Below are 24,867 nucleotides of genomic sequence, written 5' to 3'. Positions count from 1 at the left end.
CTGCGTTGGTGGCTGGGGGACGAGGCGGGCTAGTTCGCCCCTTGGAGGGGCGCCGGGTGGCCGGCGCTCCTTTGTCGTCATTGAGGTGAACAAGATGACAGTAAGTGAAACCGCCGGGGTGACGGTGATCCTGGGGCCCGAGGTCGCGCAGGTGCTGGGACAGTCGTTCGGCCTGGCAGTGAAGGACACTCTGGGGCAAGCCATTGCGGATGGCTTTTTACGATTGCAGGGCAAGCGCACACGGGCGGTGGCCGACGGCTCGCCGGAGCCTTCGGGGAGCGCCTTGCATCAGGCATTGCGACAGGAGTCTGAGGGAGGCGAAGAGATAGCTAGGCAGACGCTCGAGGCCCTGAGGGAAATCGCAACCCTGCTTCGCCGGCCCACAGTGAGCGGCGCCCTGGGCAATGCCGTTCAGATCGGGGCGACGGCTCCCACGAGCTCCCTGCAACCGGTCAACGTCGACTGGACCCAGAAGGACCCGGTCATCTACCAGGTCCTGTCCAATCCCCTGGACGCGATCTCCATGGCCCTCACCAGTTCGCACCGCTACGAACAGCGCGTTCAGGAACTGGTGGTACGCGGTGGCCTTGAGCCGGGCGAAACGTCCGAAGCATTCGTCAAAAGCCGGGTTGAGGCAGCAGCGCAGGGTAGTGGGCTCAACTCCGACGCTGCCCTGGATATGGTCCGGCAGCTGATGAACGTCGGCCTCACCCTGCGGCAAAGCCTGAACTACCTGCCGGCCGCAACGAAGCTGCAGTATGGCAAGGCTGTCGCGCCGGATGCAGTGGCTGCTCTGGTGAGGAATGTCCTCGACCACGGTGATGACAGTGCGGCAGGGGTCGAGCGCAGCCTCGGAGTCATTTCCTGGCGAGCACGACAGGAGCAGGTGCCAACCGATCTTCTGGTACGCCGACTCAATGATGGGCAGGAGCATCGGTCGTGGGCGCAGATGCTGCAGCGGCCAAGTGAGATGCGGATCAAGCCGGCAGCGCAGTTGCAGGCGGACGTGGATGCCCGCAGAGGGACGACTCAAGGCTGGCGCCATACCGCTGAGAATGCCGTGGAAGGGATGCTGCAGACCAGTGGCAGTGTCACCCTGAAGGTGGTCGACGAAGGCCTGCCTGCGCTGACCTTTGCCGCTGACCGGCTGAAGGAGTCCACCCACTTCGTGGGAGCGCAGTTCGGGTTGATGACGGGGCAGTACGGGCTGTCGAAGGAGATGTTGGCAACCTTTGCCTCTGAACTGGGGCTCGATGACGTTTCCCAGTACCTCAAGTCGCTTGACCTGGGCGTAATGAGCGATCGCTCGCAGCTGATCACGAAGCTCGGTGCCCCACTCGCCCGGCGGCGTGATGAGTCTGACAGTGACTGGCGACTGCCGAGCCTGGATCTCCGGGGTCTCTGGCGCAGGATGCGCAGTGACTGGGGCAACGTCGGCTTTGGTCCGGCTGCGCGTCCGCCGGGCGCACAGCTGAACGAGCCGGTTCGACCACCACGCGGGTCACGCGTTGGCGCGGGTGGTGATGCCCCAGGCAATGACGACTCCACCCGCGCGCTGGGTGGGGCGCTGGCCGGCAGCATGCTGGGAGCCTGGACGGTGCCGGTGCTGGGGCCGTTCATCGGTGCCGTCGTCGGCGGACTGACCGATTGGGGTGGCGTACCCGCGGAGCGCAATGCTCCTGCTATCGAAGGACGCGGGCCAGAGCCGCGGGACGGGAGAAGCGGCGCGGAATCTCCTGCTGCCGCTCCCATCGGGGAACCGACCACCCAAAACTGGACCTTCTCCCCCCAGATCAGCATCAACGTGGCCGGTAATGTCAGCGATCCCGATCGGTTGGCCAACGAGCTGTTGCCGCGGTTGCGCTGGATGCTGGCGGACTTCTCCCAGGAACGACAGCGCGATGCGCTGTTCGACACGGTCGTCGTGTAAGGAGGCGAAATGGCGTATTGGGAACAGATGCAGAGTGGCCTGTCGCAACTTGCCCGGGCGGCCGAGGATGGCCGTCGCGATCTCGACGGAATGATAGCGCCGGTCAACGGCGCTATCGGCGATATCCGTGGCGCGGCTGGCGAACTGGAGGGCCTGCCCGGTGTTTCGTCGCAGATGGTTGGCAAGGTGCAGCGTGCAATGCAGGGCCTGGAGCGCGCGCAGGCCAAGGTCAACAAGGTGGTCAACACCTACAACAGCGCCACGCGGGTCCTGAAGGGTATCGATGAGCGCATGCAGGGACTGGGCGAACAGGTCGGCCGGGCTAGAAAGGCAGTGGACAAGGTGGTCGGAAAGGTGGGCGACAGCCTGGGTTTGCCGCTGCCCACGTCCGTACTGTCGCCGAAGTCTCTGCTGGCTGACTCGATGTGCGTTATCCCCCAGCAGCATCTGCTGATCATGACGGTGCTGGATTCTCAGACTCAGTTCTACTTCAACATCGACACGGTGCCCTTCGAAGCGGCGACCCGTACCAGCCAGCTCAGCTGGAAAGAGCAGGCGCGCCTGGGGCGGCGGCCGGCTCTGCAGTACGTCGGCGCTGGTGCGGAGACGCTACTGCTGAAGGCGGTGATCATGCCGGGGCTATCCCGCGTAGCGGGCAGGCGAGTAGGGCGGGAGAACCCGGACAAATTGCGCGAAATCGCGCTGAGCGGCAAACCGGTGAGTCTTATCAGCGGTTACGGAGACTCCCTGGGCACCTGGTGTCTGATCAAGGTCACCGAAACCCAGTCCGCGCTCTTCACTGACGGCGTACCGCGCGTACAAACCCTGGACCTGGAGTTCAATCGCTATGGCGACGACAACAAGCTATCGCAGCAGTAGCGGCGATGTGTTGGACCAACTCTGCTATCAGCGCTATGGCCATCTGAAGGGCTGTGTGGAAGCCGTGCTGAATGCCAACCCCGGGCTCGCCGACGAGCCGCAACCCTTGCGAGCCGGTGTGCTGATCCACATGCCGGACCTGGCGGTGCCGGACAGCCCCCAGGTACGCCTGTGGGATTGATCCGGCTTATCCATCCTGGCCCCGCATAAGCGGGGCTTTTTCATTCTGGTGAACCATGAAACCTGTCTTTCGCATCGTCGCTGACGGCCGCGACATCACTCCGCACGTCAATGACCGGGTGCTCGAGCTGGTCGTAACCGACAAGTACGGCCTGGAGTCTGACACCCTTTCGCTGACCCTCGACGACCGCGATGGTGCCGTACTGCTGCCGCGGCGCGGAGCAGAGCTGGTGCTTTACCTTGGTTATGAGGAGACAGGTGTCGCTCCTATGGGGCGCTATACGGTCGACACCATTACCTTCAGTGGTGCGCCGGACACGCTGGTGATCAAGGCCAAGTCCGGTGATTCGCGCAATGCCGGAAAGTCCGTCCGTAGCGACAGTTGGGAGAACGTGACGCTGGCTGAGATCGTCAAGCGCATTGCGGAGCGCAACGGCTGGCAGGCCGAGTGCGAAGTGAGTACGCGAATTGAGCGCGCGGATCAGATCAAGGAGTCGGACTATCACTTCGTCACCCGCCTGGCGCGGCAGTACGACTGCACTGCGAAGATCGCCGATCTGAAGCTACTGGTCATGCCTCGTCAGGGCGGTCGCAGTGCTTCCGGCCGGGTACTGGACAATCTTCCGATCAAACGTGCGGAGGTCAGCTCCTTCACCTTCACTCTGGATGATCGCAAGGTTGTCGCGACAGTCTCTGTTCCGTACCAAGGACTGGATGGGACCGTGCGAACAGTGACGGTGACTAACCCTAACGTGCCGAAGCAGGTGCAGGCCGAGTACGTCGAACGCCATGTCCAGGCCAACGAAGCGGCGGCGCGTCAGTTGGCCAGGTCGCGTCTTGCGGATTTCAACCGGAAAACCGCCGGGGTACGGCTGCAGTTGCCGGGCCGCGCGGACTTGTTCGCGGAGTGCGTGGTCGACTTGAGTGGATTCAAGACTGGGGTCGATGGCACTTATCTGGTCGACACCGTCACCCAGCACTTCCAGGCAAGCGGTTGGACAACCAGCGTGCTTTGCAACGGCGGGAACGATGGCAAGGGCAAGGCAGGGGAGGGCGGCTGATATGCAAATCGACGAACGCCAGTTGCTGCTGATCCTGCCCAACGCCCGCCCTGTCGCGGGCGTTTTTCTGCCGGCACTCGAGGCCGCCATGGGGGATTTCGGAATCGACACGCCACCGCGTGTTGCTGCCTTCATCGCCCAGGTCGGCCATGAAAGTGCCCATCTGACCCGTTGTGTGGAAAACCTGACGTACAGCGCCCAGCGTCTGGCTGCCGTCTGGCCCCGGCGCTTCCGCAGCGCCGATGGCTCGCCCACGGCGCTGGCGCGAGAGGTGGCGTATCAGCCGGAGCGCATTGCCAACCTCGTCTACGCCGGGCGCAACGGTAACCGCGATGAAGCCTCCGGCGACGGCTGGCGCTTTCGTGGCCGCGGCCTGCTGCAGGTGACGGGTCGGAGCAATTACCGCGCGGTTGGCGAAGGGCTCGCACAGCCCTTTGTCGCCCGCCCGCAACTGCTGGGGGAACCGCGCTGGGCCTGTCGCACCGCCGCCTGGTGGTGGCAATGCAATGGGCTCAATGAGCTGGCCGATGCGGGACGCTTCGAGGACATCACCCGGCGCATCAATGGCGGGCTGAATGGCCTCGAGGAGCGTGTGCGGCTTTGGCACCGTGCACTGGAGGTACTGGGATGAGCCGTTTCTGGCTGGCGTTGGGCGTGGTCGGATTCCTGCTGGGGGGCTTCGCCGGCGGCTGGCTGACGGCGTGCTTCTATGGCGGCCAGCTGGAGAGTCTGCGTCTGGAGCAGGCGCGCTGCAGTGGCGCCGGCAAGGTGCTGGAGTCGAAGCTGGTGCTGCAGAACGCCCAGGTCGAAGCGCTGGAGCAGGCTGCCCGCCAGCGTGTGGATGCCGCCGAGCGCACTCTGGCACTGGCTCGCGAACAGGCGCAGAACCATGAGACCGCTGCCAGCCGGCTGCTGCTGGAGCGCAGCGAAGGCGAGGAGTGCGCCGTGGTACGTCAGCTGATCGAGCGGGAGCTGTTGCCATGAAGCTGCTGCGGGTGCTCCCCGTGCTGCTTCTGGCGGGGTGCGCATCCATCGCGCCGGCGCCGGTGGAAGTGCGTATTCCCGTCCCGGTGCCGTGCCAGACTCCGGCCATCGAAGTCCCCCGATTCGCCACCTCCGCCCTGCGCCCGACGGACGACCTGCAAACCAAGGTACGTGCGCTGCTGGCCGAACGGCAGCAACACCTGGCCTACGAAACCCGCCTGCGCGCCGCCCTCGACGCGTGCCGCTGAACCTTCCTACCTTCGTCGGCAGGGCCGCCGCGCGTATTGCGCTGGCGCCCGGCCTTGGGCTACTGTTCGGCCATCGCTAGGCGAGACCGCAACCGTGATCCACCGCACCCGCATCATCACCTCCCTCCTCAAGGCATTCGCCCGTTGGCGCTGGCGCGCCTGATTCCTTCTTTCCCGGCATAGCGCCGGTCTCTTCTTACGCGTCCATTTCCCCCATCCGCTGGCATAATTGCCAGATTCGCGCAGCCCGCGAGGCCGCAATGGGTGTCGACGATGGCGCGATCCGAAAGCAGTGCAATCATGAGGTTCGAGCAGACATGCTGCTGATGATCGATAACTACGATTCCTTTACCTACAACCTGGTGCAGTACTTCGCCGAGTTGAAGGCCGACATCCATGTCATTCGCAACGACGAGTTGAGCGTCGAGCAAATTGCCGCGCTCAACCCCGAGCGCATCGTCCTGTCCCCCGGCCCCTGCACGCCGAACGAGGCGGGCGTGTCCCTGGAGGTCATCGAGCGCTTCGCCGGCAAGCTGCCGTTGCTGGGCGTGTGCCTGGGCCACCAGTCCATTGGCCAGGCCTTCGGCGGTGATGTGGTGCGGGCGCGCCAGGTCATGCACGGCAAGGTCAGCCCGGTGTTCCACAAGGACCAGGGCGTGTTCGCCGGCCTGAACAACCCGCTGACCCAGACCCGTTACCACTCCCTGGTGGTGAAGCGCGAAACGCTGCCTGACTGCCTGGAGATCACCGCCTGGACGGCGCTGGAGGATGGCTCGGTCGACGAGATCATGGGCCTGCGCCACAAGACGCTGAACGTCGAGGGCGTGCAGTTCCACCCCGAGTCGATCCTCTCCGAACAGGGCCACGAGATGCTGGCCAACTTCCTCAAGCAGACCGGCGGGGTGCGCGCATGAATATCAAGGAAGCCCTCGGCCGCGTGGTCAACCAGCTGGACCTGACCACCGAGGAAATGCAGGACGTCATGCGCGAGATCATGACCGGGCAGTGCACCGACGCGCAGATCGGCGCCTTCCTCATGGGCATGCGCATGAAGAGCGAGACCATCGACGAGATCGTCGGCGCCGTGGCAGTGATGCGCGAGCTGGCCGACCAGGTCGAGCTGGACAGCCTCAAGCACGTGGTCGACGTGGTCGGCACCGGTGGCGACGGCGCGAACATCTTCAACGTGTCCTCGGCGGCGGCCTTCGTGGTCGCCGCGGCTGGCGGCAAGGTCGCCAAACACGGTAACCGTGCGGTCTCCGGCAAGAGCGGCAGCGCCGACCTGCTGGAAGCGGCCGGCATCTACCTGGACCTCAAGCCGGTCCAGGTGAAGCGTTGCATCGAGACCGTCGGCGTCGGCTTCATGTTCGCCCAGGTCCACCACAAGGCCATGAAGCACGCCGCCGGCCCGCGCCGCGAGCTGGGCCTGCGTACCCTGTTCAACATGCTCGGCCCGCTGACCAACCCGGCCGGTGTGAAACACCAGGTGGTCGGCGTGTTCAGCCAGGCGCTGTGCCGTCCGTTGGCCGAGGTGCTCAAGCGCCTGGGCAGCGAGCACATCCTGGTGGTGCATTCGCGCGATGGCCTGGACGAGTTCAGCCTCGCCGCACCGACCCATGTGGCCGAACTGAAGGACGGCGTGGTCACCGAGTACGAAGTGCAGCCAGAAGACTTCGGCATCAAGAGCCAGAGCCTGATCGGCCTGACCGTGGACAGCCCGCAGCAGTCGCTGGAACTGATCCGTGATGCCTTGGGCCGTCGCAAGACCGAGGCCGGGCAGAAGGCCGCCGAGCTGATCGTGCTCAATGCCGGCGCTGCGCTCTACGCCGCGGACCTGGCGACCAGCCTGCACGAAGGCATGCAATTGGCCCACGACGCCCTGCACACGGGGCTTGCGCGGGAGAAGATGGAAGAACTGGCGGCCTTCACCGCCGTTTACCGAGAGGAGAACGCACAGTGAGTGTGCCGACGGTTCTGCAGAAGATCCTGGCCCGCAAGGCCGAAGAAGTCGCTGATCGCCGTACCCGCGTGAGCATTGCCGAGCTGGAGCAGCTGGCGCGTGCCGCGGACGCACCCCGTGGTTTCGCCAATGCCCTGCTGGAGCGCGCCAAGCGTCGCGAACCGGCGGTGATCGCCGAGGTGAAGAAGGCGTCCCCGAGCAAGGGCATCCTGCGCGAGAACTTCGATCCCGCCGACATCGCCCGCAGCTATGAAGAAGGTGGCGCCGCCTGTCTTTCGGTGCTGACCGACATCGATTTCTTCCTCGGCAGCGACGCCTACCTGAAGGAGGCCCGCGCGGCCTGCACGCTGCCGGTGATCCGCAAGGACTTCCTGATCGACCCTTACCAGGTGGTGGAAGCCCGCGCCATTGGCGCCGACTGCATCCTGCTGATCGTCTCGGCGCTGGATGACGTGCGCATGGCCGAACTGGCCTCGGTGGCCAAGGACGTCGGCCTCGATGTGCTGGTGGAAGTGCATGACGCCCCGGAACTGGAGCGCGCGCTGAAAACCCTGGACACCCCGCTGGTCGGCATCAACAACCGCAACCTGCACACCTTCGAAGTCAGCCTGGAGACCACCCTGGACCTGCTGCCGGAAATCCCGCGCGAGCGCATGGTGATCACCGAAAGCGGCATCCTCAACCGCGCCGACGTGGAACTGATGGAAGTCAGCGATGTGTTCGGCTTCCTGGTTGGCGAAGCCTTCATGCGTGCCGACGAGCCGGGCACCGAGCTCAAGCGCCTGTTCTTCCCCGAACGCAGCAAGGTCAAGCTGGGCGCCGATCCGGACTGAAAGCCCTTATGTAAGAGCGGGCTTGCTCGCGAACTGCCCAGGCGCCCTAGTGGCCGGAAAGGGCTCGCGAGCAAGCTCGCTCCTGCAGAGTCAGGGCAACAAAAAAGCCGGCGATTGCCGGCTTTTTTGCATTCTGGGGATGCTTCAGCGGGTGCCGAAGACCACCATGGTCTTGCCTTTCACGTGCACCAGGCCCTGTTCTTCCAGGCTCTTGAGCACGCGGCCGACCATCTCGCGGGAGCAGCCGACGATGCGGCCGATTTCCTGGCGGGTGATCTTGATCTGCATGCCGTCCGGGTGGGTCATGGCGTCCGGCTGTTGGCACAGGTCCAGCAGTGTGCGGGCGACGCGGCCGGTGACGTCGAGGAAGGCCAGGTCGCCGACCTTGCGCGTGGTCTTGCGCAGGCGATCGGCCATCTGGCTGCCCAGGGTGAAGAGAATCTCCGGATCCTGCTGGCTCAGTTCGCGGAATTTCGCGTAGCTGATCTCGGCGACTTCGCATTCGGTCTTGGCGCGGATCCAGGCGCTGCGCTCCTGGCCGGTGCTGCCTTCCTTCTCGAAGAGCCCCATCTCCCCGAAGAAATCGCCGGTGTTGAGGTACCCGATGATCATCTCGCGACCATCGTCGTCCTCGATCAGGACGGTGACCGACCCCTTGATGATGAAGAACAGGCTTTCGCAGCGGTCGCCAGCGTAGATGATGGTGCTCTTGGCGGTGAAGCGGCGGCGATGACAGTGCGCGAGCAACTTGTCGAGGTTCTTGATTTTGGGTGTGAGGGTAATAGCTACCATGCCCGAGTCCCGGAAAGAATAAAGAGTGGCCTTTGCACAACAGGCGCTAATGATTTTTTATGACCAGCTGTAGTGCCGTGCGTCCCTGGCTCGATCCCCCTCGATCCGCAGGGCGGCAGATTGCCTTGCTGAGCATTCTTGCGCGTACGTAAATCCGCAAGAGCTTAACAGACGACGTGTTACCAACAATCGGAAAGCTGGAACATTCGTGCGGGCAATTTCCTAGAGTGTGCCAGTAAACCGGCGCCAGCTTAAGTGATAAATGCATACTCGCCGTGTGGAAATGAGACCTGGGTAACAGCCGCAGGCCCCGGTGGGCGTGCTAGAGGGCTGTGTTAAGCTATCGCCCCTTTTTTCCGGCGGAGTCCTTTGCAATGAAAGCGCGAATCCAGTGGGCGGGCGAGGCCATGTTCCTCGGTGAATCCGGCAGCGGCCACGTGGTGGTAATGGACGGCCCGCCGGACGCCGGTGGCCGCAACCTGGGTGTGCGTCCGATGGAAATGCTCCTGCTCGGCCTCGGTGGCTGCACCAACTTCGATGTGGTCAGCATCCTGAAGAAAGGCCGTCAGCCGGTGGAGAGCTGCGAGGCCTTCCTCGAGGCCGAGCGCGCCGACGAAGACCCGAAGGTGTTCACCAAGATCCACGTGCATTTCGTGGTCAAGGGCCGTGGCCTGAAGGAAGCGCAGGTCAAGCGTGCGGTCGAGCTGTCGGCCGAGAAATACTGCTCCGCCTCGATCATGCTCGGCCGCGCCGGCGTTGAGATCACCCACGACTACGAGATCGTGGAACTGGGCTGACAGCTCCCTTCATCCTTTCATCATCAAGGGTGCGCAAAATCTGGCAGAGGTCGCCTGACCTCTGCATAATGCGCCACCTTTTTTCAGGGCCTTCCGCCCGAAACCAGAAACCACAATCGCCATCGCGAAGAGGTGTAAACCGTCCTACGCAGGTGCGCCGTACGCATCTGACGGGCATGCTCAACCACGCGGCAGAGCCGCATTTGATGAGAGTTCTCCCACGGTGAAAAGCAAACTCAAGCTCCACGGGTTCAACAACCTGACGAAGACCTTGAGCTTCAACATCTATGACATCTGCTACGCCGAGACGCCTGAAGACCAGCAGGCCTACGTGCAGTACATCGACGAAGAGTACGATGCCGAGCGTCTCACGCAGATCCTCACCGATGTTGTCGACATCATTGGCGCAAACATCCTGAACATCGCCCGTCAGGATTACGATCCGCAAGGCGCCAGCGTAACCATCCTGATCTCCGAGCAGCCGGTCACCCCGACCGACAGCCAGATCGAGGAATCCCCGGGGCCGCTACCGGAAACCATCCTGGCGCACCTCGACAAGAGCCATATCACCGTGCACACCTATCCGGAGATTCATCCGGTGGAAGGCATCGCGACCTTCCGAGTGGACATCGATGTGTCGACCTGCGGCGTCATCTCGCCGCTCAAGGCGCTCAACTACCTCATCCACCAGTTCGATTCGGACATCGTCACCGTGGATTACCGCGTGCGCGGTTTCACCCGTGACGTGGAAGGCAGGAAGCACTTCATCGACCACGAGATCAACTCGATCCAGAACTACCTGTCCGACGACACGTACGAGGCCTATCAGATGACCGACGTGAACGTGTACCAGGAGAACCTGTTCCACACCAAGATGCTGCTCAAGGAGTTCGACCTGGACAACTACCTGTTCGGCGATGCCACGAGCAACCTCTCGCCCGAGCAGCGCAAGCAGGTGGAAGAGCGCGTTCGGCACGAGATGCTGGAGATCTTCTACGCGCGCAACATGCCGCGCTGATTTTCCGCACGTTGAAAAAGGGCGCCCAGTGGGCGCCCTTTTCGCTTCTGTTTGCTCAGTCCTCGTCCACTTCGCGCCCGGTTGCCGACTGAGTCGGGCGGTGGTTGTCCGGGAACAGTTTGTGGAACTGGCCGATCTGCTGCTTCGACATTTCGATGGGATTCTCGAACAGCACCCACTGCACGCCTTCGGTGCACGGCGGAGTGGTGAGTGAGCCGTGGTAGAACAGGTGGTGGCTCGCCGCGGGGATCAGCTTGGAAAGATTTGGCGCGAGCTTGGCAGCCAGTTGAACTTCCTGTCCTTCCTTGGCCGGCAGTTGCTTCCATAACGAGGCCAGCTCCTTGTTCGCATGGCCTGCCTTGATCATCAGTCCGAGGACCAGAAGGTGCCCATCCTTGTCCTGGTTAACCAGATGCATCTCCATGGGATAGGCCTTGTGATTGATCTGGTGCTCGCTGGGCGTATGGAAATGGAATTGCAGCAGGCGGTATTCGGTGCCCTTGTAGGTCAGGGTGTCGCCCTCGGCTGCACTTGCCTGAATGGTGTGGCCGTTGTTGATCAGCTTGAGCGGTATCTGGCCATAGTGAAGTTGGAGCTGCGAGGCGTCGACCTTCTGCGCTTGGACCTCGGCATTCTCCACGTTGATCGGTGATTGTTCGTGGCCGCTGGCGCACAGCGGGCTGCCCAGTTCTCCCCAGTGCGCTGGCCCCTGGTCGCCGTTGTATGTCCAGTGGGCATCGGCGGCGTGAGCGGTGGACAGGGCAAGGCACAGTGGTGCGAGAAGCGAGGTAAAACTGCTGATGAAGCGCATGGAAACTCCGGTTGGGTGAACAGCCGGAGCAGCATCCACGGCGTGATGGCGGCGTGGAAGGCAGCAGAAAGGGCTTGGGAATTTTTCCTTCAACGCAAGGAAAAGACCCGGGCCGAAGCGGGGGCTTCGCCCCGGAGGGATCAGATCCGGTAGGTGGACTTGGTCATCACCTTGGACAGCAGCGTCATGCCGAACTTCACCGGCGCCGGGAAGCGCAGGCCGCCGGCCTCGATGGCGCTGGTGGCGTGGTGCTCCTCGTCCTCGCGCATCTGCTCGAGGATGGCGCGGGACTTCTGGTCCTCGGCGGGGATTTCCGCCAGGTGTTCGTCCAGGTGTTTGCAGACCTGGTCTTCGGTGGCGGCGACGAAGCCCAGGCTGACCCGGTCGCTGATCAGCCCGGCGGCGGCGCCGACGCCGAAGGACAGTCCGTAGAAGAACGGGTTGAGCACGCTCGGGCGGCTGCCCAGTTCGCGGATGCGCTGCTCGCACCAGGCAAGATGGTCGACCTCTTCGTCGGCCGCTTCTTCCATGGCCTTGCGCACCTTCGGCAGCTTGGCGGTCAGTGCCTGGCCCTGGTACAGCGCCTGGGCGCAGACCTCGCCGGTATGGTTGATGCGCATCAGGCCGGCCACGTGGCGGGCGTCAGTCTCGCTGAGCTCGGTGTCGGGCTGGACGATGGCGGGGGACGGGCGTCCCGGATGACCGCTGAAGGGCAGCAGGGTTCGCAGCGCGGCGTCGGCCTGCAGCAGGAAGCGGTCGGCGGGGGAGTATTGACGGTCGGCGGACATGGCGCACCTCCGAGTAGGAACATTCGCCCGGCAGTTTACCGGATGGAGAATGACAGGTCTTGCCGAGGTGCGCGCAGCTTCTTCTGCCCGATCAACCCGGCGGCCAGTGCATCTGGCGCTGACCCAGCACGTGCATGTGGATGTGGTGCACGGTCTGGCCGCCGAGGTCGTTGCAGTTCATCACCACGCGGAAGCCCTCGTCGCAGCCCTGTTCCTTCGCCAGCCGCTGGGCGGTGAAGAGGATGTGCCCGGCCAGTGGCTTGTCCGCCTCGGCCAGGTCATTGAGCGTCGAGATGTGCTTCTTCGGGATCACCAGGAAATGCACCGGCGCCTGCGGGCCGATGTCGTGGAAGGCGATGACCTGGTCATCTTCATAGAGCTTGCGCGCGGGAATGTCCCCGGCGACGATCTTGCAGAACAGACAGTCCACGAAATGCTCCTCCAGTCGTGTGGTCAGGAGCAGGAGTTTAGCGGCCGTCGATCGCCGCGCCCAGTTCCGGGCCGGCCAACGCAAGGAGCAAGCGTGCAGAACGATATCCATGATCTGGGCCTGGTGCTCGACTCCAGGGTCAAGCTGATCGTCATCGAGTCCTGGGATGAACCTCGCGTGCTGGAGACCCTGACCGGTCTGGCGGTGCGTCGTGGGCTCAACCTGCAGCTGTGGTCGGCGACCGAAGGCCTGCAGCGCCTGGGTTTTGGTGGAGAGCCCCAGGGCGAGGGCGACAGCCGTGAGGCCGAGAACGCCCTGCGCCTGATCAAGGCCGACCCGCAGCCGAACCTCTATGTGCTCTGCGATCTGCATCCCTATCTGGTGGATAACCCGCGTGCCGTGCGTCTGCTCAAGGAGATCGCCATGGCCGAGGGCAATTTCCGCCCCACGCTGGTGCTGGTTTCCCATGCCCTGAAATTGCCCGCCGAAGTCCAGCGATTCGCCGCGCGTTTTGCGCTGTCGCTGCCTTCCGAGGATGAACTGGTGGGGCTGGTCCGTGAGGAGGCGACCCGCTGGAGCGAGCGCAACCAGGGCGCACGGGTGCGCACGGACAACCGCACGCTGCGCCAGGTGGTGAAGAACCTGCGCGGCCTGACCCACGGCGAGGCCCGGCTGCTGGCGCGCAGTGTGATCTGCAACGATGGGGCGATTACCCAGGAAGACTTGCCGGAGCTCAATCGCACCAAGTTCGAGCTGCTCAACCTCGACGGCGTCCTCAGTTTCGAACACGACACCGCACGCTTCGCCGAAGTGGGCGGGTTGGCCAGTCTGAAACGCTGGCTGGGCGAACGGCAGAGCGCCTTCACCGAGGGCAGGGACAAGGACCTGCCCAAGGGCGTGTTGCTGGTGGGCGTGCAGGGTGGCGGCAAGAGCCTGGCGGCCAAGGCCGTTGCCGGCCTCTGGGGCTTGCCGTTGCTACGCCTGGATTTCGGCAGCCTCTACAACAAGTATTTCGGTGAGACCGAGCGCAACCTGCGGGAGGCCTTGCGCCTCGCGGACAGCATGGCGCCCTGCGTGCTCTGGGCAGACGAGATCGAGAAGGGCGTGGCCACCGGTGACCAGGACAACGGTGTCAGCCAGCGGGTACTGGCGACGCTGCTGACCTGGATGGCCGAGCGCAAGGCGCCGGTGTTCATGGTGGCGACCGCCAACGCCATCGATCGTCTGCCGCCGGAGCTGGTACGCAAGGGGCGTTTCGACGAGCTGTTCTTCGTCGATCTGCCGGATCATCCCGTGCGGATGGACATCTTCCGAATCCACCTTGTGCGCCGCGAGCTGGAGGTGGCGCAGTTCGATCTGGGCGGGCTGGCTGAAGCGGCCGACGGTTTCTCCGGTGCGGAGATCGAGCAGGCGGTGGTTGGTGCGTTCTATGCCGCTCAGGCTCGGCAGAAGTCCGTGGACCAGGCGTTGCTGCTGGAGGAAATCCGCCGCACCGCGCCGCTGTCGGTGGTGATGGCCGAGGAGTTGGCCGCCCTGCGCGCGTGGGCCGATGGCCGTACGGTACGCGCGGACTGAACCTGGCTAGCTGGCCAGCGCCAGGCGGTTGATGCGCCCGGCCAGCTTGCGCATGACCCAGCGTGGCAGCAGGCGCACGCCACAGGCGAACAGACGGTTGCGCCAGCCGGGGATGATCAGCGCGGGCGCGCGGCGCAGCGCTTTCACGGTCAGGAAGGCGACTTCCTCGGGTGTCATGACTCGCTTGCCGTCGTCGAGCTTGCCCAGGCGCATGTCGGCATTGCGGTAGAAGGCCGTGCGGGTCGGCCCCGGGCACAGCACCGAGACCTTGATGCCGCGGCCTTTGAGTTCCTCGCGCAGACCTTCGGAGAAATGCAGCACGAACGCCTTGCTGGCGTAGTAGCTGCTCATCCAGGGGCCGGGCAGGAGGCTCGCCATGGAGGCGACGTTGAGAATCCGTCCGCCGCCCGTGCGCTCCATCATCGCGCCGATGCCGTGGCACAGGCGCGCCAGGGCGAGGACGTTGAGCTCCAGCAGTTCCTGCTCGCGGGACCAGTCCTGGTCGATGAAGGCACCGGAGGTGCCGACGCCGGCATTGTTCACCAGCAGCTCGATCTGCCGCCCGCTCTGTTCCAGCTCATGCAACAGGCCGGAGATCTGCAGTGGTTCGGACAGGTCGCAGACGCGGAACAGCACCTCCACCCCGAAACGCTGAGACAGCTCGCAGGCGGCGCTGTCCAGTGCATCGCGCTGGCGCGCCACCAGGATCAGTGCCTGGCCGCGGCGGGCGAGGGCTTCGGCCAGGGCCAGGCCGATACCGCTGGAAGCGCCGGTGATGAGGGCAAAACGAGGCATTCAGGAGTCTCTGTGACGGGGTGGCGTTCGACCACGCCCGCCACGGGTTGTTGCATTACTGGTCCGAGTCGCCGCCTTCGGTGTCACCACTGCTGAAGTCGCCGTCGGAAGGCTCCGCGGTGGCCGCCGGATCGGCCGCTTCGTCGCCCTGCTGGTACTGCGAGGCTTGCGCCGCCTGGGCGCGTTCGACGTAGCTCTGGTAGGCCGGGATCGCGATGGCGGCGAGGATACCGCCAAACACCGGGAACAGCAGCCAGGAGAAGGCCAGAACCTTGACGCCGGTGCTGTTGGGCGGCGGCGGCGGGCCGAAACGGTTGGCTGTTTGCTCGCCGGGCATGAACAGCATCAGCAGGCTGAGGACGGCGTTGGCGAAGGGCACCAGCAGGACGAGCCAGAGCCAGCCGGACCAGCCCAGGTCATGCAGGCGCTGTACGCCGATGGGCACGCTGAAGACCACGGCAGCGATGACCACTGCGGCGATGGCGGCCACACCCAGGGGCATTGAGACAGCCATCAGCAGGCTGGCGACCAGGTAGGCGCCGAAGACGATGAAGGACAGTGCGGCGGACCAGCCGAGGTAGCGTACGCGACCGATCCGGCCGGACAGGCTGCGGACTTTCAGCTCGCCGAATTCGGGCAGGTCATCGCCGACCTGCGCCTGCGGCGGCGCATAGGGGGAGGCCGCCGCGCTCGGAGCCGCGGCTGCCACGGTGGGCGCCGGGGAGGCCGCCAGTTCGGCCTGGCGTGCCAGGTACTTCTCGATGACGATGCCGCAGGCGCTGCATTCGATGGCGGTGGCCTGCTCATGCCCGCACTTGGGGCAGGTCATCCGCTCGTTGCTGGCGCTTTCGCCGGCGGCGCGGGCGGCCAGGGTCGCTTCGCTGGGGTGGTCTTCGGTCTCCACCAGGCTGAAACCGGCAACACCTTCGGCTTCCTTGCGGGCGTTGGCGCCGGCGCCATGGAGTGCGCGCAGGTACTTGTCGGCTTCATCGCCGGAGAGGTCGCGCTTGAGCACGACCGGCTGGCCGCTGAACAGGGCTTCGATCTTCGCGGCGTCGCTCTTGAACAGACGGGCGAGGTTTTCCTTGGCGGTTTCCAGGGGGGTCTGCGGCATCAGCGCGCCGTCGAACACGATCTTGAAGCGGGATTGATCCATCGGGGCATCCTTGTCTTCTGGCTATGTTGGAATCACTACAGCGTAATCGGGCCGCCGGGGGCCAACAAGCGGCCCCGGCGGATATATCGTGAGCGGTGCCGCAGCTCAGAGCAGCAGTTGGTTGGACAGGCCGGCGCTGCGCGTCAAGGCCTGCCGGTACTCGTGGTCGAGCCGCGCGATCAGCTCGCCCACCGCGGGCAGGTCGCGGATATCGCCGACACCCTGGCCGGCGGACCACACGGTCTTCCAGGCCTTGGCCTCGTCGCTGACCGGCTTGAGCTTCTCGCCGTAGTCGAGCGCGCCCTTGTCGTTCAGCCGTTGCATGTCGAAGCCGGCGGCCTCGAGGCTCTGGCGCATGAAGCTGGCCGGCACGCCGGAGACGGCAGGGGTATGGATGATGTCGGCGGCGCGGGCGTTGAGCAGCATGTGCTTGTATTCCTCGGAAGCGGCGCTCTCGCGGGTGGCGATGAAGCGGGTGCCGAGGTAGGCGAGGTCGGCGCCCAGCACCTGCGCGGCGAGGATCTCGTGGCCGTGGTTGATGCAACCGGCCAGCAGCAGGGTCTTGTCGAAGAACTGACGGATCTCGGCGACCAGCGCGAACGGGCTCCAGGTGCCGGCGTGGCCACCTGCGCCGGCGGCCACGGCGATCAGGCCATCGACACCGGCTTGCGCGGCCTTCTCGGCATGACGGCGGGTGGTGACGTCATGGAACACCAGGCCACCGTAGCTATGCACCGCATCCACCACCTCGCGCACCGCGCCCAGACTGGTGATGACGATGGGCACCTTGTGCTCGACGCAGAGCTTCAGGTCTTCCTGCAGGCGCGGGTTGGTGTTGTGGACGATCAGGTTCACCGCATAGGGCGCGGCCTGCGGGTCGGCGGCCAGCCCGGCCTCGATCTCTTCCAGCCAGGCCTTGAAACCGCTGCTCTCGCGCTGGTTCAGCGCCGGGAAACTGCCGACGATGCCGCTCTTGCAGCAGGCAAGCACCAGTTGCGGGTTGGAGACCAGGAACATCGGTGCCGCCACCAGAGGGATGCGCAGGCGGCGGTCGAGCAGGGCGGGCAGGGACATGACAGTCTCCTTGTCGGGGTCAGAAAGGTTTGACGACCACCAGGATCACGATGGCAATCAGGAACAGCACCGGCACTTCGTTGAACCAGCGGTAGAACACATGGCTGCGGCCGTTCTCGCCACGGGCGAAGCGCTTGAGCATGGCTCCGCAGGCGTGGTGGTAGCCGATCAGCAGGACCACCAGGGTCAGCTTGGCGTGCATCCAGCCCTGGGTCAGCCAGGCCGGGTTGAGGTAGAGCATCCAGGCGCCGAGGGCGAGGGTGAGGATCATCGACGGGCCCATGATGCCGCGGTACAGCTTGCGCTCCATGATGCAGAAGCGCTCGCGGCTGGCGGCGTCCTCGCTCATGGCGTGGTAGACGAACAGGCGCGGAAGATAGAAGAGGCCGGCGAACCAGCAGACCACGGCAATGATGTGAAAGGCTTTCAACCACAGGTAAAGCATCGGAACTTCCTCGAATCACGGTTGAGCCGATAGTAGTGGCGTCGTGCAATGGCGTCATCCCTGCATCTATTACACTGAGCTATCCCGTCCGTGGCTGTTTGCCGCGCGCGCCGCATGGCATCCGGAAGATGCCCGGCTTCGTGTCCATGTCAGAACCCACACCGCCGGAGAGTTCCAGCGAGCCGCTTGGTGATTCGTCCGCTCGTGCCGCGCCCAGGCGCCCGCTGGCGCGCCATCCATTGCTGCGCCAGTGGCGGCGCAACCTGGCGTTCTGGCTCGGTGCGCTGCTGGTGGGCCTGGTGGCACTGGCCTTCGCGCATCTGGCGGACCTCGCCAGCGCGACGTTCCGCGCCGTGGTCGCGAAAAGTCCGTGGTGGCCGTGGCTGCTTTGCCCACTGGGCTTCGCCGGCTTGGTGTGGCTGACCCAGGGGGCGTTGAAGAACACTCGTGGCAGCGGCATTCCACAGGTCATCGTGGCGCTGGAGCAACGCAGCAGTCGCAATCGCAATGCCTTGCTGTCGGTGCGGATTGCCGTGGGCAAGCTGGCGATGACCCTGATGGCGCTGCTGGTGGGAGCCTCGGCTGGCCGCGAGGGCCCGACAGTGCATATCGGCGCCGCCCTGATGTACTCGCTAGGCCGTCGCCTGGGGCTCTACGACAAGCGCACGGTGTCCGGCCTGATCATCGCCGGCGGTGCGGCGGGCATCGCGGCCGCCTTCAATACGCCGCTGGGCGGAGTGGTCTTCGCCATCGAGGAACTGAGCCGCACCTTCGAGCAACGCTTCAGCGGGCTGGTGCTCACCGCCGTCCTGCTCGGCGGTATGGTCACGCTCGGCCTGATGGGCAGCTACAGCTATTTCGGTCGTCTCTCGGAAAGCATGCCGCTGGGCCCGGCGTGGATCGCCGTGGTGGCCTGTGGAGTGCTCGGCGGCTTGCTTGGCGGCCTTTACTGCCGGCTGGTGCTGCCGACCCAGCGCGGCCCGCTCGGCTTCATCAGCCGCTGGCCGATCCGCTTTGCCGCTGCCTGCGGGCTGGTGCTGGCGCTGCTCGGCTTGCTGTCCGGGCAGCATGTGTTCGGCACTGGCTACGCCGAAACCCGTTCCATCCTCGAGGGGCATCCGGTGGTGGGAGATGACTTCCTCCTGTGGAAGTTCATCGCCAACGTGATCTCCTTCATCGCCGGCATCCCCGGTGGGCTGTTCTCGCCCTCGCTCACCGTAGGCGCCAGTCTGGCGCCCTGGCTGACGCCGCTGATCCCCGGCGCAAGCCTGCCGGCAGTGGCGCTGCTGGGGATGTCTGCCTACCTCGCCGGGGTCACGCGTACGCCGCTCACCGCCACGGTGATCACCGTGGAGATGTCCCACAGCCCGGACATGCTGATCCCAATCCTCGCCGCCACGCTGCTGGCCAGTGGTGTATCGGCGCGCCTGAACCCGCTGCCGATCTATCACGCGCTCGCTCGTCAGATGCAGGAAACCCTGGCTCCGACCAAAGGCTCTTAAACCTGCGTGCATTCGCTCTGTTCAGCGGGGGCAGCGGCTCATATCATGGCTGCCCCTGAATTTGGCCCCATAGGTGGAGTGACAGGCAGATGATCAAGGTCGGTATCGTAGGCGGTACGGGTTATACGGGCGTGGAACTGCTACGCCTGCTGGCACAGCATCCCCAGGCTCGCGTGGAGGTGATTACCTCGCGTTCCGAGGAGGGCGTGAAAGTCGCTGACATGTACCCGAACCTGCGAGGCCACTACGACGGCCTGGCTTTCAGCGTGCCGGACGTGAAGCGTCTGGGCGAGTGCGACGTGGTGTTCTTCGCCACTCCGCACGGTGTGGCCCACGCACTGGCCGGCGAACTGCTGGCGACCGGTACCCGGGTGATCGACCTGTCCGCGGATTTCCGCCTGCAGGACGCCGAAGAGTGGGCCAAATGGTACGGCCAGCCCCATGGCGCGCCCGAACTGCTGCCCGAGGCGGTCTATGGTCTGCCGGAAGTGAATCGCGAGGCGATCAAGTCCGCGCGCCTGATCGCCGTTCCCGGCTGCTACCCGACCGCCACCCAGCTCGGCTTCATCCCGCTGCTGGAAAACGGCCTGGCCGACGCCAGTCAGCTGATCGCCGACTGCAAGTCCGGCGTCAGCGGCGCCGGTCGTGGCGCCAAGGTCGGTTCGCTGTTCTGCGAAGCCGGTGAAAGCATGATGGCCTACTCGGTGAAAGGTCACCGTCACCTGCCGGAAATCAGCCAGGGCCTGCGTCGCGCGGCCAAGGGCGATGTCGGCCTTACCTTCGTGCCGCACCTGACCCCGATGATCCGCGGCATCCATGCGACCCTGTACGCACGCGTCGCTGATCGTGGCGTCGACCTGCAGAAGCTGTATGAAGAGCGCTACGCCAACGAGCCGTTCGTCGACGTGATGCCGGCTGGCAGCCATCCGGAAACCCGCAGCGTACGCGGCGCCAACGTCTGCCGCATCGCGGTGCACCGTCCGCAGGGCGGCGACCTGGTGGTGATCCTGTCGGTGATCGACAACCTGGTGAAGGGTGCATCCGGCCAGGCGATCCAGAACATGAACATCCTGTTCGGTCTGGATGAGCACCTGGGCCTGTCCAACGTCGCGCTGCTGCCGTAAGGAAAGACTGCCCCGGAAGGCGGCCGATTGATCTGGACCAATGGATGAGTCGGATTAGTTGACCGTTTTTCTGGGGTAAGCGGATAATGGTCCGCAATGTTGTAACGTACGGCCTCGGCCGGGAGAGTTTTCACCATGACCATCGAAACCTTCACCCCCACTCCGCTGATGTTCTCGCAAGGCGCTGCGAACAAGGTGAAGAACCTGATCGACGAAGAAGGCAACCCGCGCCTCAAGCTGCGGGTGTTCGTCACGGGCGGTGGCTGTTCGGGCTTCCAGTACGGGTTCACCTTCGATGAAGACACCGCGGACGACGACACCATCGTCGAGCGCGACGGCGTCAACCTCGTGGTCGATCCGATGAGCTTCCAGTACCTCGCCGGTGCGGAAGTGGACTACCAGGAAGGCCTCGAAGGTTCGCGGTTCGTCATCAAGAACCCGAACGCAGCGACCACCTGCGGCTGCGGTCAGTCCTTCTCGATCTGATGCCGTAAAAGCGAAAACGCCGCGCAGATGCGCGGCGTTTTTGTTTGTGGGCCGGGTTCAGGCTGGGTAGAGCGCGCCAAGAACCCGTGGGCCCTGGGCGGCGGTGACTTCCGGGCAGTTGCCGGGCTCGCGTTCCAAGAAGCGATGGGCCAGCCAGGCGAAGGCCATGGCTTCCATCCATTCCGGCGGTACTCCGCGGTCGAGGCTGCTGATCACGCTGGCGCCAGGCGTGTGCGCGGCCAGTCGCTGCATCAGCGTCGTGTTGAAGGCGCCGCCACCGCAAACCACCACTTCCTCGCAGCCGGGCTGCGCGTCCAATAGTGCTGCCGCGATGCTTTGTGCGGTCAGTTCGAGCAGGGTTGCCTGCACGTCTTCGGCCTTCACCGGGCCGTGGTCGGCCAGGACCGCGTTCAGCCAGTTCAGGTTGAAGCGCTCGCGTCCGGTGCTCTTCGGGCCTTTGGCGGCGAAGAAGTCATCGGCCAGCATCTTCTGCAGCAGCGCCGGGTCGATGCTGCCGCTGGCGGCCCAGGCGCCGTCGCGGTCATAGGCTTCGCCGCGCTGCTCCTGAATCCAGGCATCCAGCAGGACGTTGCCGGGGCCGCAGTCGAATCCACGAACCGGCTCGCCGGGGCTGAGCAACGAAACGTTGCTGAAGCCGCCGACGTTGAGGATGGCGCACTCGCGGTCATCGCTGCCGAACAGTGCGCGGTGGAAAGCGGGTACCAGCGGTGCGCCCTGGCCGCCGGCGGCTACATCGCGGCGGCGGAAGTCGGCCACTACGTCGATGCCGGTCAGCTCGGCGAGCAGTGCCGGGTTGCCGATCTGCACAGTGAAGCCCAGGTGCGGCTCATGGCGAATGGTCTGGCCGTGGCTGCCGATGGCGCGAATTGTGCCGGCGCTGAGCCTCTCGCGGGCGAGGAGTTCGTTGATGCCCTGCGCAGCCAGACGGACCCAGCTGTTTTCCGCAAGGGCGGAGCGAGCGATTTCGTCAGGGCCGGAGGAACAGAGTGCCAGGAGATCGGCACGGAGTGCCGCAGGCATCGGGAGGTAGTGGGAGGCGAGCAGAGCGGTCTGCTCGCCTTGCTCGATCAGGGCGATGTCCAGTCCGTCGAGACTGGTACCGGACATCACCCCCAGATAGAGCGGCATGGCTCAGCGCTTGTTCAGGGCCAGGAAGGTTGCCTTCTCCTGGTCCATGCGCGCGATCAGCGGTTGCGCCTGCGCCATGAAGCGCTTGCGCTCCGGGCCGCTCAGCGGATCGGCTGTCGGCAGCTTGGCGCTCAGCGGGTCGACATGCTGGCCGTTGACCTGGAACTCATAGTGCAGGTGCGGGCCAGTGGCGAGACCGGTCATGCCGACGTAGCCGATGATCTGGCCCTGCTTCACCGCCACGCCAGAGCGGATGCCCTTGGCGAAGCGGCTCATGTGGCCGTACACGGTGCGGTAGCGCTGGCCGTGCTGGATCACCACCGCGTTGCCGTAGCCACCCTTGCGGCCGGCTTCGAGGATCTTGCCGTCGCCGGTCGCCTTGATCGGCGTGCCGATAGGGGCCGCGTAGTCCACGCCCTTGTGTGCACGAATCTTGTTCAGGATCGGGTGGAAACGCCCAATGGAGAAGCGCGAGCTGATGCGGGCGAAGTCCACCGGAGTGCGGATGAAGGCCTTGCGCATGCTGCTGCCGTCGGCGCGCAGGTAGCTCGTATTGCCCTGTTTGTTGGTGTAGCGCACCGCGGTGTATTCCTTGCCGCGGTTGACGAAGCGCACCGCCAGGATGCTGCCGGTGCCGACCTGCTTGCCCTGTACCTGCTGGGATTCGTAGATCACGTCGAACTCGTCGCCCTCGCGAATATCCTGGGCGAAGTCGATGTCGTAGCCGAGGACGTTGGCCATCGACATGATCAGGTCGTGGGAAAGACCGGCATTCCGGCCGGCGACGAACAGCGAACTGTCGACGCGACCGTGGGCGTAGTTGGCGTGCACCGAGGGCTTGACCAGATCGCGCTTGAAGTCATAGCCCTTGGCAGACTTGTTCAGGCTGATGGTCTCCAGATCGCTGCGCTTGACCTTGAGGCCCTGCAGTTCGCCCTTGGAGTCGATGAGGAAGTCCACGTCCTGGCCGACATCCAGACGAGTGAACTGCTTGGCGTCCTTGTTGGCGGCAAGCATGTCGTGCACGACGTTAGCCGGCAGGCCGGCCTTCGCGAACACGTTGGAAAGAGTGTCGCCCTTGCCCACGGTCACGCTCTTCCACGCAGGTTCTGCGGGGGCGGAGGGGGAGGCTTGTTTCGAGTCGGCGAGATCGTGCTTATTGCCCGCGTCTTTTTCGGCGCTGTTCTGGTTGTCCGGCTGGCCTTCGATCTGGGCGAAGGGGGAGGAGCCGTTGTCTTCCGTGACCGCATTGGGTCGAAGGTCGTCTTTTTCCTGGAGGATCTGCTCGGTGCCGTTTTCCAGCTCGAGATTGAGCGTGGTCTTCTTCGCCTCGACCTCGGCCGAGGGGAACACCAGCAGAGCCAGGCTGAGGAGCGCTGCTACACCGCTTGCGGCCAGCAGATGGCTCTTCGGGTAGTACGGCGCTTTCTGATCGGATTGCGTCATGGCGTGAGTGGTGTTTTTGGAATGTGAAATAACTGCCTAAAATATAACCAAATTCCCTCTGAAGCAACCCTGATGTCGGGCTTCTGACGTCCTGTCCTCTGGCGCTGGGCAAAACTTGTTTTTAGTGCCTGTTCTTGTATCGTTGGTTCCCTTTCGCAATTCGCAACGTACAGGAACCTGCAATGAAGTCGGTCGAAGAGCAGCTGGCGCTGATCCAGCGCGGAGCAGACGAAATTCTCGTGGAGGCCGAGCTGATCGAAAAGCTCAAGCGCGGCCAGCCCCTGCGTATCAAGGCCGGCTTCGACCCGACCGCTCCCGACCTGCACCTGGGTCATACCGTCCTCATTAATAAGCTGCGCCAATTCCAGGAGCTGGGCCATCAGGTGATCTTCCTGATCGGCGACTTCACTGGGATGATCGGTGACCCCAGTGGGAAAAGTGTTACCCGCCCACCCCTCACGCGCGAGCAGGTTCTCGACAACGCCGAGACGTACAAAGCCCAGGTCTTCAAGATTCTTGACCCCGCAAAGACCGAGGTGGCGTTCAATTCCACCTGGATGGACCAGCTTTCCCCCGCTGATTTCATTCGTCTGGCTTCCCAGTACACCGTTGCCCGTATGCTGGAACGCGATGATTTCAGCAAACGCTATGCCAGCAATCAGTCCATTGCCATTCACGAGTTCCTTTATCCGCTGGTTCAGGGCTACGACTCGGTAGCGCTGCGTGCGGACGTCGAGCTCGGCGGTACTGATCAGAAATTCAACCTGCTGATGGGGCGCGAGCTCCAGCGCGCCTATGAGCAGGAGCCGCAGTGCATCCTGACCATGCCGCTGCTCGAAGGCCTGGACGGCGTGAAGAAGATGTCCAAGTCCCTGGGCAACTACATCGGCATCCAGGAAGCTCCGGGTGTCATGTACAGCAAGCTGGTTTCCATCCCGGATACCCTGATGTGGCGTTACTTCGAGCTCCTCAGCTTCCGCTCCATGGAAGAGATCGAGGGCTTCAGGAAGGATGTCGAGGCTGGCGCCAATCCGCGTGACATCAAGATCAAGCTGGCGGAAGAAATCGTCGCTCGTTTCCATGGCGAAGAAGCTGCTGCTTCCGCGCACAAGTCTGCTGGCAATCGCCTGAAGGAAGGCGAGCTTCCGGAAGACCTGCCGGAAGTAGAAGTAGCGGCGGCGGAGGATCTGCCGATCGGTGCCGTTCTTAATAAGGCGGGCCTGGTGAAGAACTCTGCTGTCGCTCGCGACCTGCTGTCTTCTGGCGGCGTGCGTGTGGATGGCGATGTGGTGGGTCGCAGCTTTGTCTTCAAGGTCGGTGCCATCCATGTGCTGCAGGCTGGCAAGAAGGCCTTTGCTCGCGTCTCCCTGGTCGCTGAATGAAGAAAGTTTAAATTAGTCGTTG

At 64.2% G+C, this 24,867-nt stretch carries 27 protein-coding genes; 17 read left to right on the top strand and 10 right to left on the bottom strand.

Features of this window, described 5'->3' with window-relative positions; all coding sequences use genetic code 11:
• Positions 1-94 precede the first annotated feature (94 nt).
• The 10 genes from UB43_RS15570 to trpC all read left to right on the top strand — a co-directional run bounded on the left by UB43_RS15570 (position 95) and on the right by trpC (position 8,075).
• The gene (locus tag UB43_RS15570; protein ID WP_045212649.1) at positions 95-1,930 is read left to right on the top strand and encodes a hypothetical protein; all 1,836 of its coding nucleotides are present in this window, start codon (positions 95-97) and stop codon (positions 1,928-1,930) included.
• Positions 1,931-1,939: 9 nt separating this feature from the next.
• A complete protein-coding gene (locus UB43_RS15565) occupies positions 1,940-2,809 on the top strand; it encodes a phage tail protein (protein WP_045212648.1) in 870 nt (289 codons plus the stop codon).
• Positions 2,778-2,990 (top strand): tail protein X, encoded by a 213-nt coding sequence (locus UB43_RS15560; protein ID WP_045212646.1) that lies wholly within the window; start codon positions 2,778-2,780, stop codon positions 2,988-2,990. Before UB43_RS15565 ends, UB43_RS15560 begins: the two co-directional genes overlap by 32 nt.
• Positions 2,991-3,045: 55 nt before the next feature.
• A complete protein-coding gene (locus tag UB43_RS15555; protein WP_045212643.1) occupies positions 3,046-4,050 on the top strand; it encodes a phage late control D family protein in 1,005 nt (334 codons plus the stop codon).
• Between the two features lies 1 nt (position 4,051).
• Positions 4,052-4,681 (top strand): glycoside hydrolase family 19 protein, encoded by a 630-nt coding sequence (locus UB43_RS15550; protein WP_045212641.1) that lies wholly within the window; start codon positions 4,052-4,054, stop codon positions 4,679-4,681.
• Positions 4,678-5,034 carry a hypothetical protein gene (locus UB43_RS15545; RefSeq protein ID WP_045212638.1) on the top strand — a complete coding sequence of 119 codons (357 nt, stop codon included), beginning with the start codon at positions 4,678-4,680 and terminating at the stop codon, positions 5,032-5,034. The genes UB43_RS15550 and UB43_RS15545 overlap by 4 nt, the downstream gene beginning before the upstream one ends.
• A complete protein-coding gene (locus UB43_RS15540) occupies positions 5,031-5,282 on the top strand; it encodes a hypothetical protein (RefSeq protein WP_045212636.1) in 252 nt (83 codons plus the stop codon). Before UB43_RS15545 ends, UB43_RS15540 begins: the two co-directional genes overlap by 4 nt.
• Before the next feature lie 317 nt (positions 5,283-5,599).
• The gene (locus tag UB43_RS15535) at positions 5,600-6,196 is read left to right on the top strand and encodes an aminodeoxychorismate/anthranilate synthase component II (protein ID WP_045212634.1); all 597 of its coding nucleotides are present in this window, start codon (positions 5,600-5,602) and stop codon (positions 6,194-6,196) included.
• A complete protein-coding gene (trpD, locus tag UB43_RS15530; protein ID WP_045212631.1) occupies positions 6,193-7,242 on the top strand; it encodes an anthranilate phosphoribosyltransferase in 1,050 nt (349 codons plus the stop codon). Before UB43_RS15535 ends, trpD begins: the two co-directional genes overlap by 4 nt.
• Positions 7,239-8,075 (top strand): indole-3-glycerol phosphate synthase TrpC, encoded by an 837-nt coding sequence (gene trpC, locus UB43_RS15525; protein WP_045212629.1) that lies wholly within the window; start codon positions 7,239-7,241, stop codon positions 8,073-8,075. The genes trpD and trpC overlap by 4 nt, the downstream gene beginning before the upstream one ends.
• A gap of 144 nt (positions 8,076-8,219) precedes the next feature.
• On the opposite strand, the gene crp is transcribed toward trpC, so the two are convergent.
• Complete coding sequence (gene crp, locus UB43_RS15520) at positions 8,220-8,867, bottom strand: cAMP-activated global transcriptional regulator CRP (RefSeq protein WP_024763566.1); 648 nt, start codon at positions 8,865-8,867, stop codon at positions 8,220-8,222.
• A 374-nt stretch (positions 8,868-9,241) separates the two neighbouring features.
• Here crp and UB43_RS15515 point away from each other — a divergent pair, with 374 nt between their 5' ends.
• The gene (locus UB43_RS15515) at positions 9,242-9,664 is read left to right on the top strand and encodes an OsmC family protein (RefSeq protein ID WP_015475289.1); all 423 of its coding nucleotides are present in this window, start codon (positions 9,242-9,244) and stop codon (positions 9,662-9,664) included.
• A 223-nt stretch (positions 9,665-9,887) separates the two neighbouring features.
• Positions 9,888-10,682: an adenosylmethionine decarboxylase gene (gene speD / locus UB43_RS15510; protein WP_024763565.1), complete on the top strand. Its 795-nt coding sequence runs from the start codon at positions 9,888-9,890 to the stop codon at positions 10,680-10,682.
• A gap of 55 nt (positions 10,683-10,737) precedes the next feature.
• Here speD and UB43_RS15505 read toward each other — a convergent pair whose 3' ends face one another.
• From UB43_RS15505 to UB43_RS15495, 3 genes are all read right to left on the bottom strand, one after another.
• The gene (locus UB43_RS15505; RefSeq protein ID WP_045212622.1) at positions 10,738-11,493 is read right to left on the bottom strand and encodes a carbonic anhydrase; all 756 of its coding nucleotides are present in this window, start codon (positions 11,491-11,493) and stop codon (positions 10,738-10,740) included.
• Between the two features lie 140 nt (positions 11,494-11,633).
• Positions 11,634-12,281 (bottom strand): 2-polyprenyl-3-methyl-6-methoxy-1,4-benzoquinone monooxygenase, encoded by a 648-nt coding sequence (gene coq7 / locus UB43_RS15500; protein WP_045212619.1) that lies wholly within the window; start codon positions 12,279-12,281, stop codon positions 11,634-11,636.
• Between the two features lie 91 nt (positions 12,282-12,372).
• A complete protein-coding gene (locus tag UB43_RS15495) occupies positions 12,373-12,711 on the bottom strand; it encodes a histidine triad nucleotide-binding protein (RefSeq protein ID WP_045212618.1) in 339 nt (112 codons plus the stop codon).
• A gap of 93 nt (positions 12,712-12,804) precedes the next feature.
• Here UB43_RS15495 and UB43_RS15490 point away from each other — a divergent pair, with 93 nt between their 5' ends.
• Complete coding sequence (locus UB43_RS15490) at positions 12,805-14,286, top strand: AAA family ATPase (protein ID WP_045212617.1); 1,482 nt, start codon at positions 12,805-12,807, stop codon at positions 14,284-14,286.
• Positions 14,287-14,292: 6 nt separating this feature from the next.
• On the opposite strand, the gene UB43_RS15485 is transcribed toward UB43_RS15490, so the two are convergent.
• The 4 genes from UB43_RS15485 to hemJ form a co-directional block, all read right to left on the bottom strand.
• Positions 14,293-15,081, bottom strand: a complete 789-nt coding sequence (locus tag UB43_RS15485; RefSeq protein WP_045212616.1) for an SDR family oxidoreductase — start codon at positions 15,079-15,081, stop codon at positions 14,293-14,295.
• A 55-nt stretch (positions 15,082-15,136) separates the two neighbouring features.
• Positions 15,137-16,237, bottom strand: coding sequence for a DUF805 domain-containing protein (locus UB43_RS15480; protein WP_045212614.1), 1,101 nt, complete (start codon positions 16,235-16,237; stop codon positions 15,137-15,139).
• Between the two features lie 105 nt (positions 16,238-16,342).
• Positions 16,343-17,311, bottom strand: coding sequence for a nitronate monooxygenase family protein (locus tag UB43_RS15475; protein WP_045212612.1), 969 nt, complete (start codon positions 17,309-17,311; stop codon positions 16,343-16,345).
• 19 nt (positions 17,312-17,330) lie between these two features.
• Positions 17,331-17,756, bottom strand: coding sequence for a protoporphyrinogen oxidase HemJ (gene hemJ, locus UB43_RS15470; protein ID WP_045212609.1), 426 nt, complete (start codon positions 17,754-17,756; stop codon positions 17,331-17,333).
• Between the two features lie 146 nt (positions 17,757-17,902).
• Here hemJ and UB43_RS15465 point away from each other — a divergent pair, with 146 nt between their 5' ends.
• From UB43_RS15465 to erpA, 3 genes are all read left to right on the top strand, one after another.
• A complete protein-coding gene (locus tag UB43_RS15465) occupies positions 17,903-19,258 on the top strand; it encodes a chloride channel protein (RefSeq protein ID WP_052969570.1) in 1,356 nt (451 codons plus the stop codon).
• 89 nt (positions 19,259-19,347) lie between these two features.
• Entirely contained in the window at positions 19,348-20,382 is a 1,035-nt protein-coding gene (gene argC / locus UB43_RS15460; protein WP_045212607.1) for an N-acetyl-gamma-glutamyl-phosphate reductase, read from the top strand.
• A gap of 135 nt (positions 20,383-20,517) precedes the next feature.
• A complete protein-coding gene (gene erpA / locus UB43_RS15455) occupies positions 20,518-20,868 on the top strand; it encodes an iron-sulfur cluster insertion protein ErpA (RefSeq protein WP_045212604.1) in 351 nt (116 codons plus the stop codon).
• 57 nt (positions 20,869-20,925) lie between these two features.
• On the opposite strand, the gene UB43_RS15450 is transcribed toward erpA, so the two are convergent.
• Together UB43_RS15450 and UB43_RS15445 are read right to left on the bottom strand one after the other, a co-directional pair.
• On the bottom strand, positions 20,926-22,017 hold the full coding sequence (locus UB43_RS15450) for an anhydro-N-acetylmuramic acid kinase (protein WP_045212601.1): 1,092 nt from the start codon (positions 22,015-22,017) through the stop codon (positions 20,926-20,928).
• A 3-nt stretch (positions 22,018-22,020) separates the two neighbouring features.
• Positions 22,021-23,463, bottom strand: a complete 1,443-nt coding sequence (locus UB43_RS15445) for a peptidoglycan DD-metalloendopeptidase family protein (protein WP_045212599.1) — start codon at positions 23,461-23,463, stop codon at positions 22,021-22,023.
• A 182-nt stretch (positions 23,464-23,645) separates the two neighbouring features.
• Here UB43_RS15445 and tyrS point away from each other — a divergent pair, with 182 nt between their 5' ends.
• A complete protein-coding gene (tyrS, locus tag UB43_RS15440; protein ID WP_045212596.1) occupies positions 23,646-24,845 on the top strand; it encodes a tyrosine--tRNA ligase in 1,200 nt (399 codons plus the stop codon).
• Positions 24,846-24,867: the final 22 nt, after the last annotated feature.

This window comes from Pseudomonas sp. 21 (assembly GCF_000955805.1).
Taxonomy (GTDB): Bacteria; Pseudomonadota; Gammaproteobacteria; order Pseudomonadales; family Pseudomonadaceae; genus Pseudomonas.
This window is presented reverse-complemented; position numbering and strand designations above follow the sequence as displayed.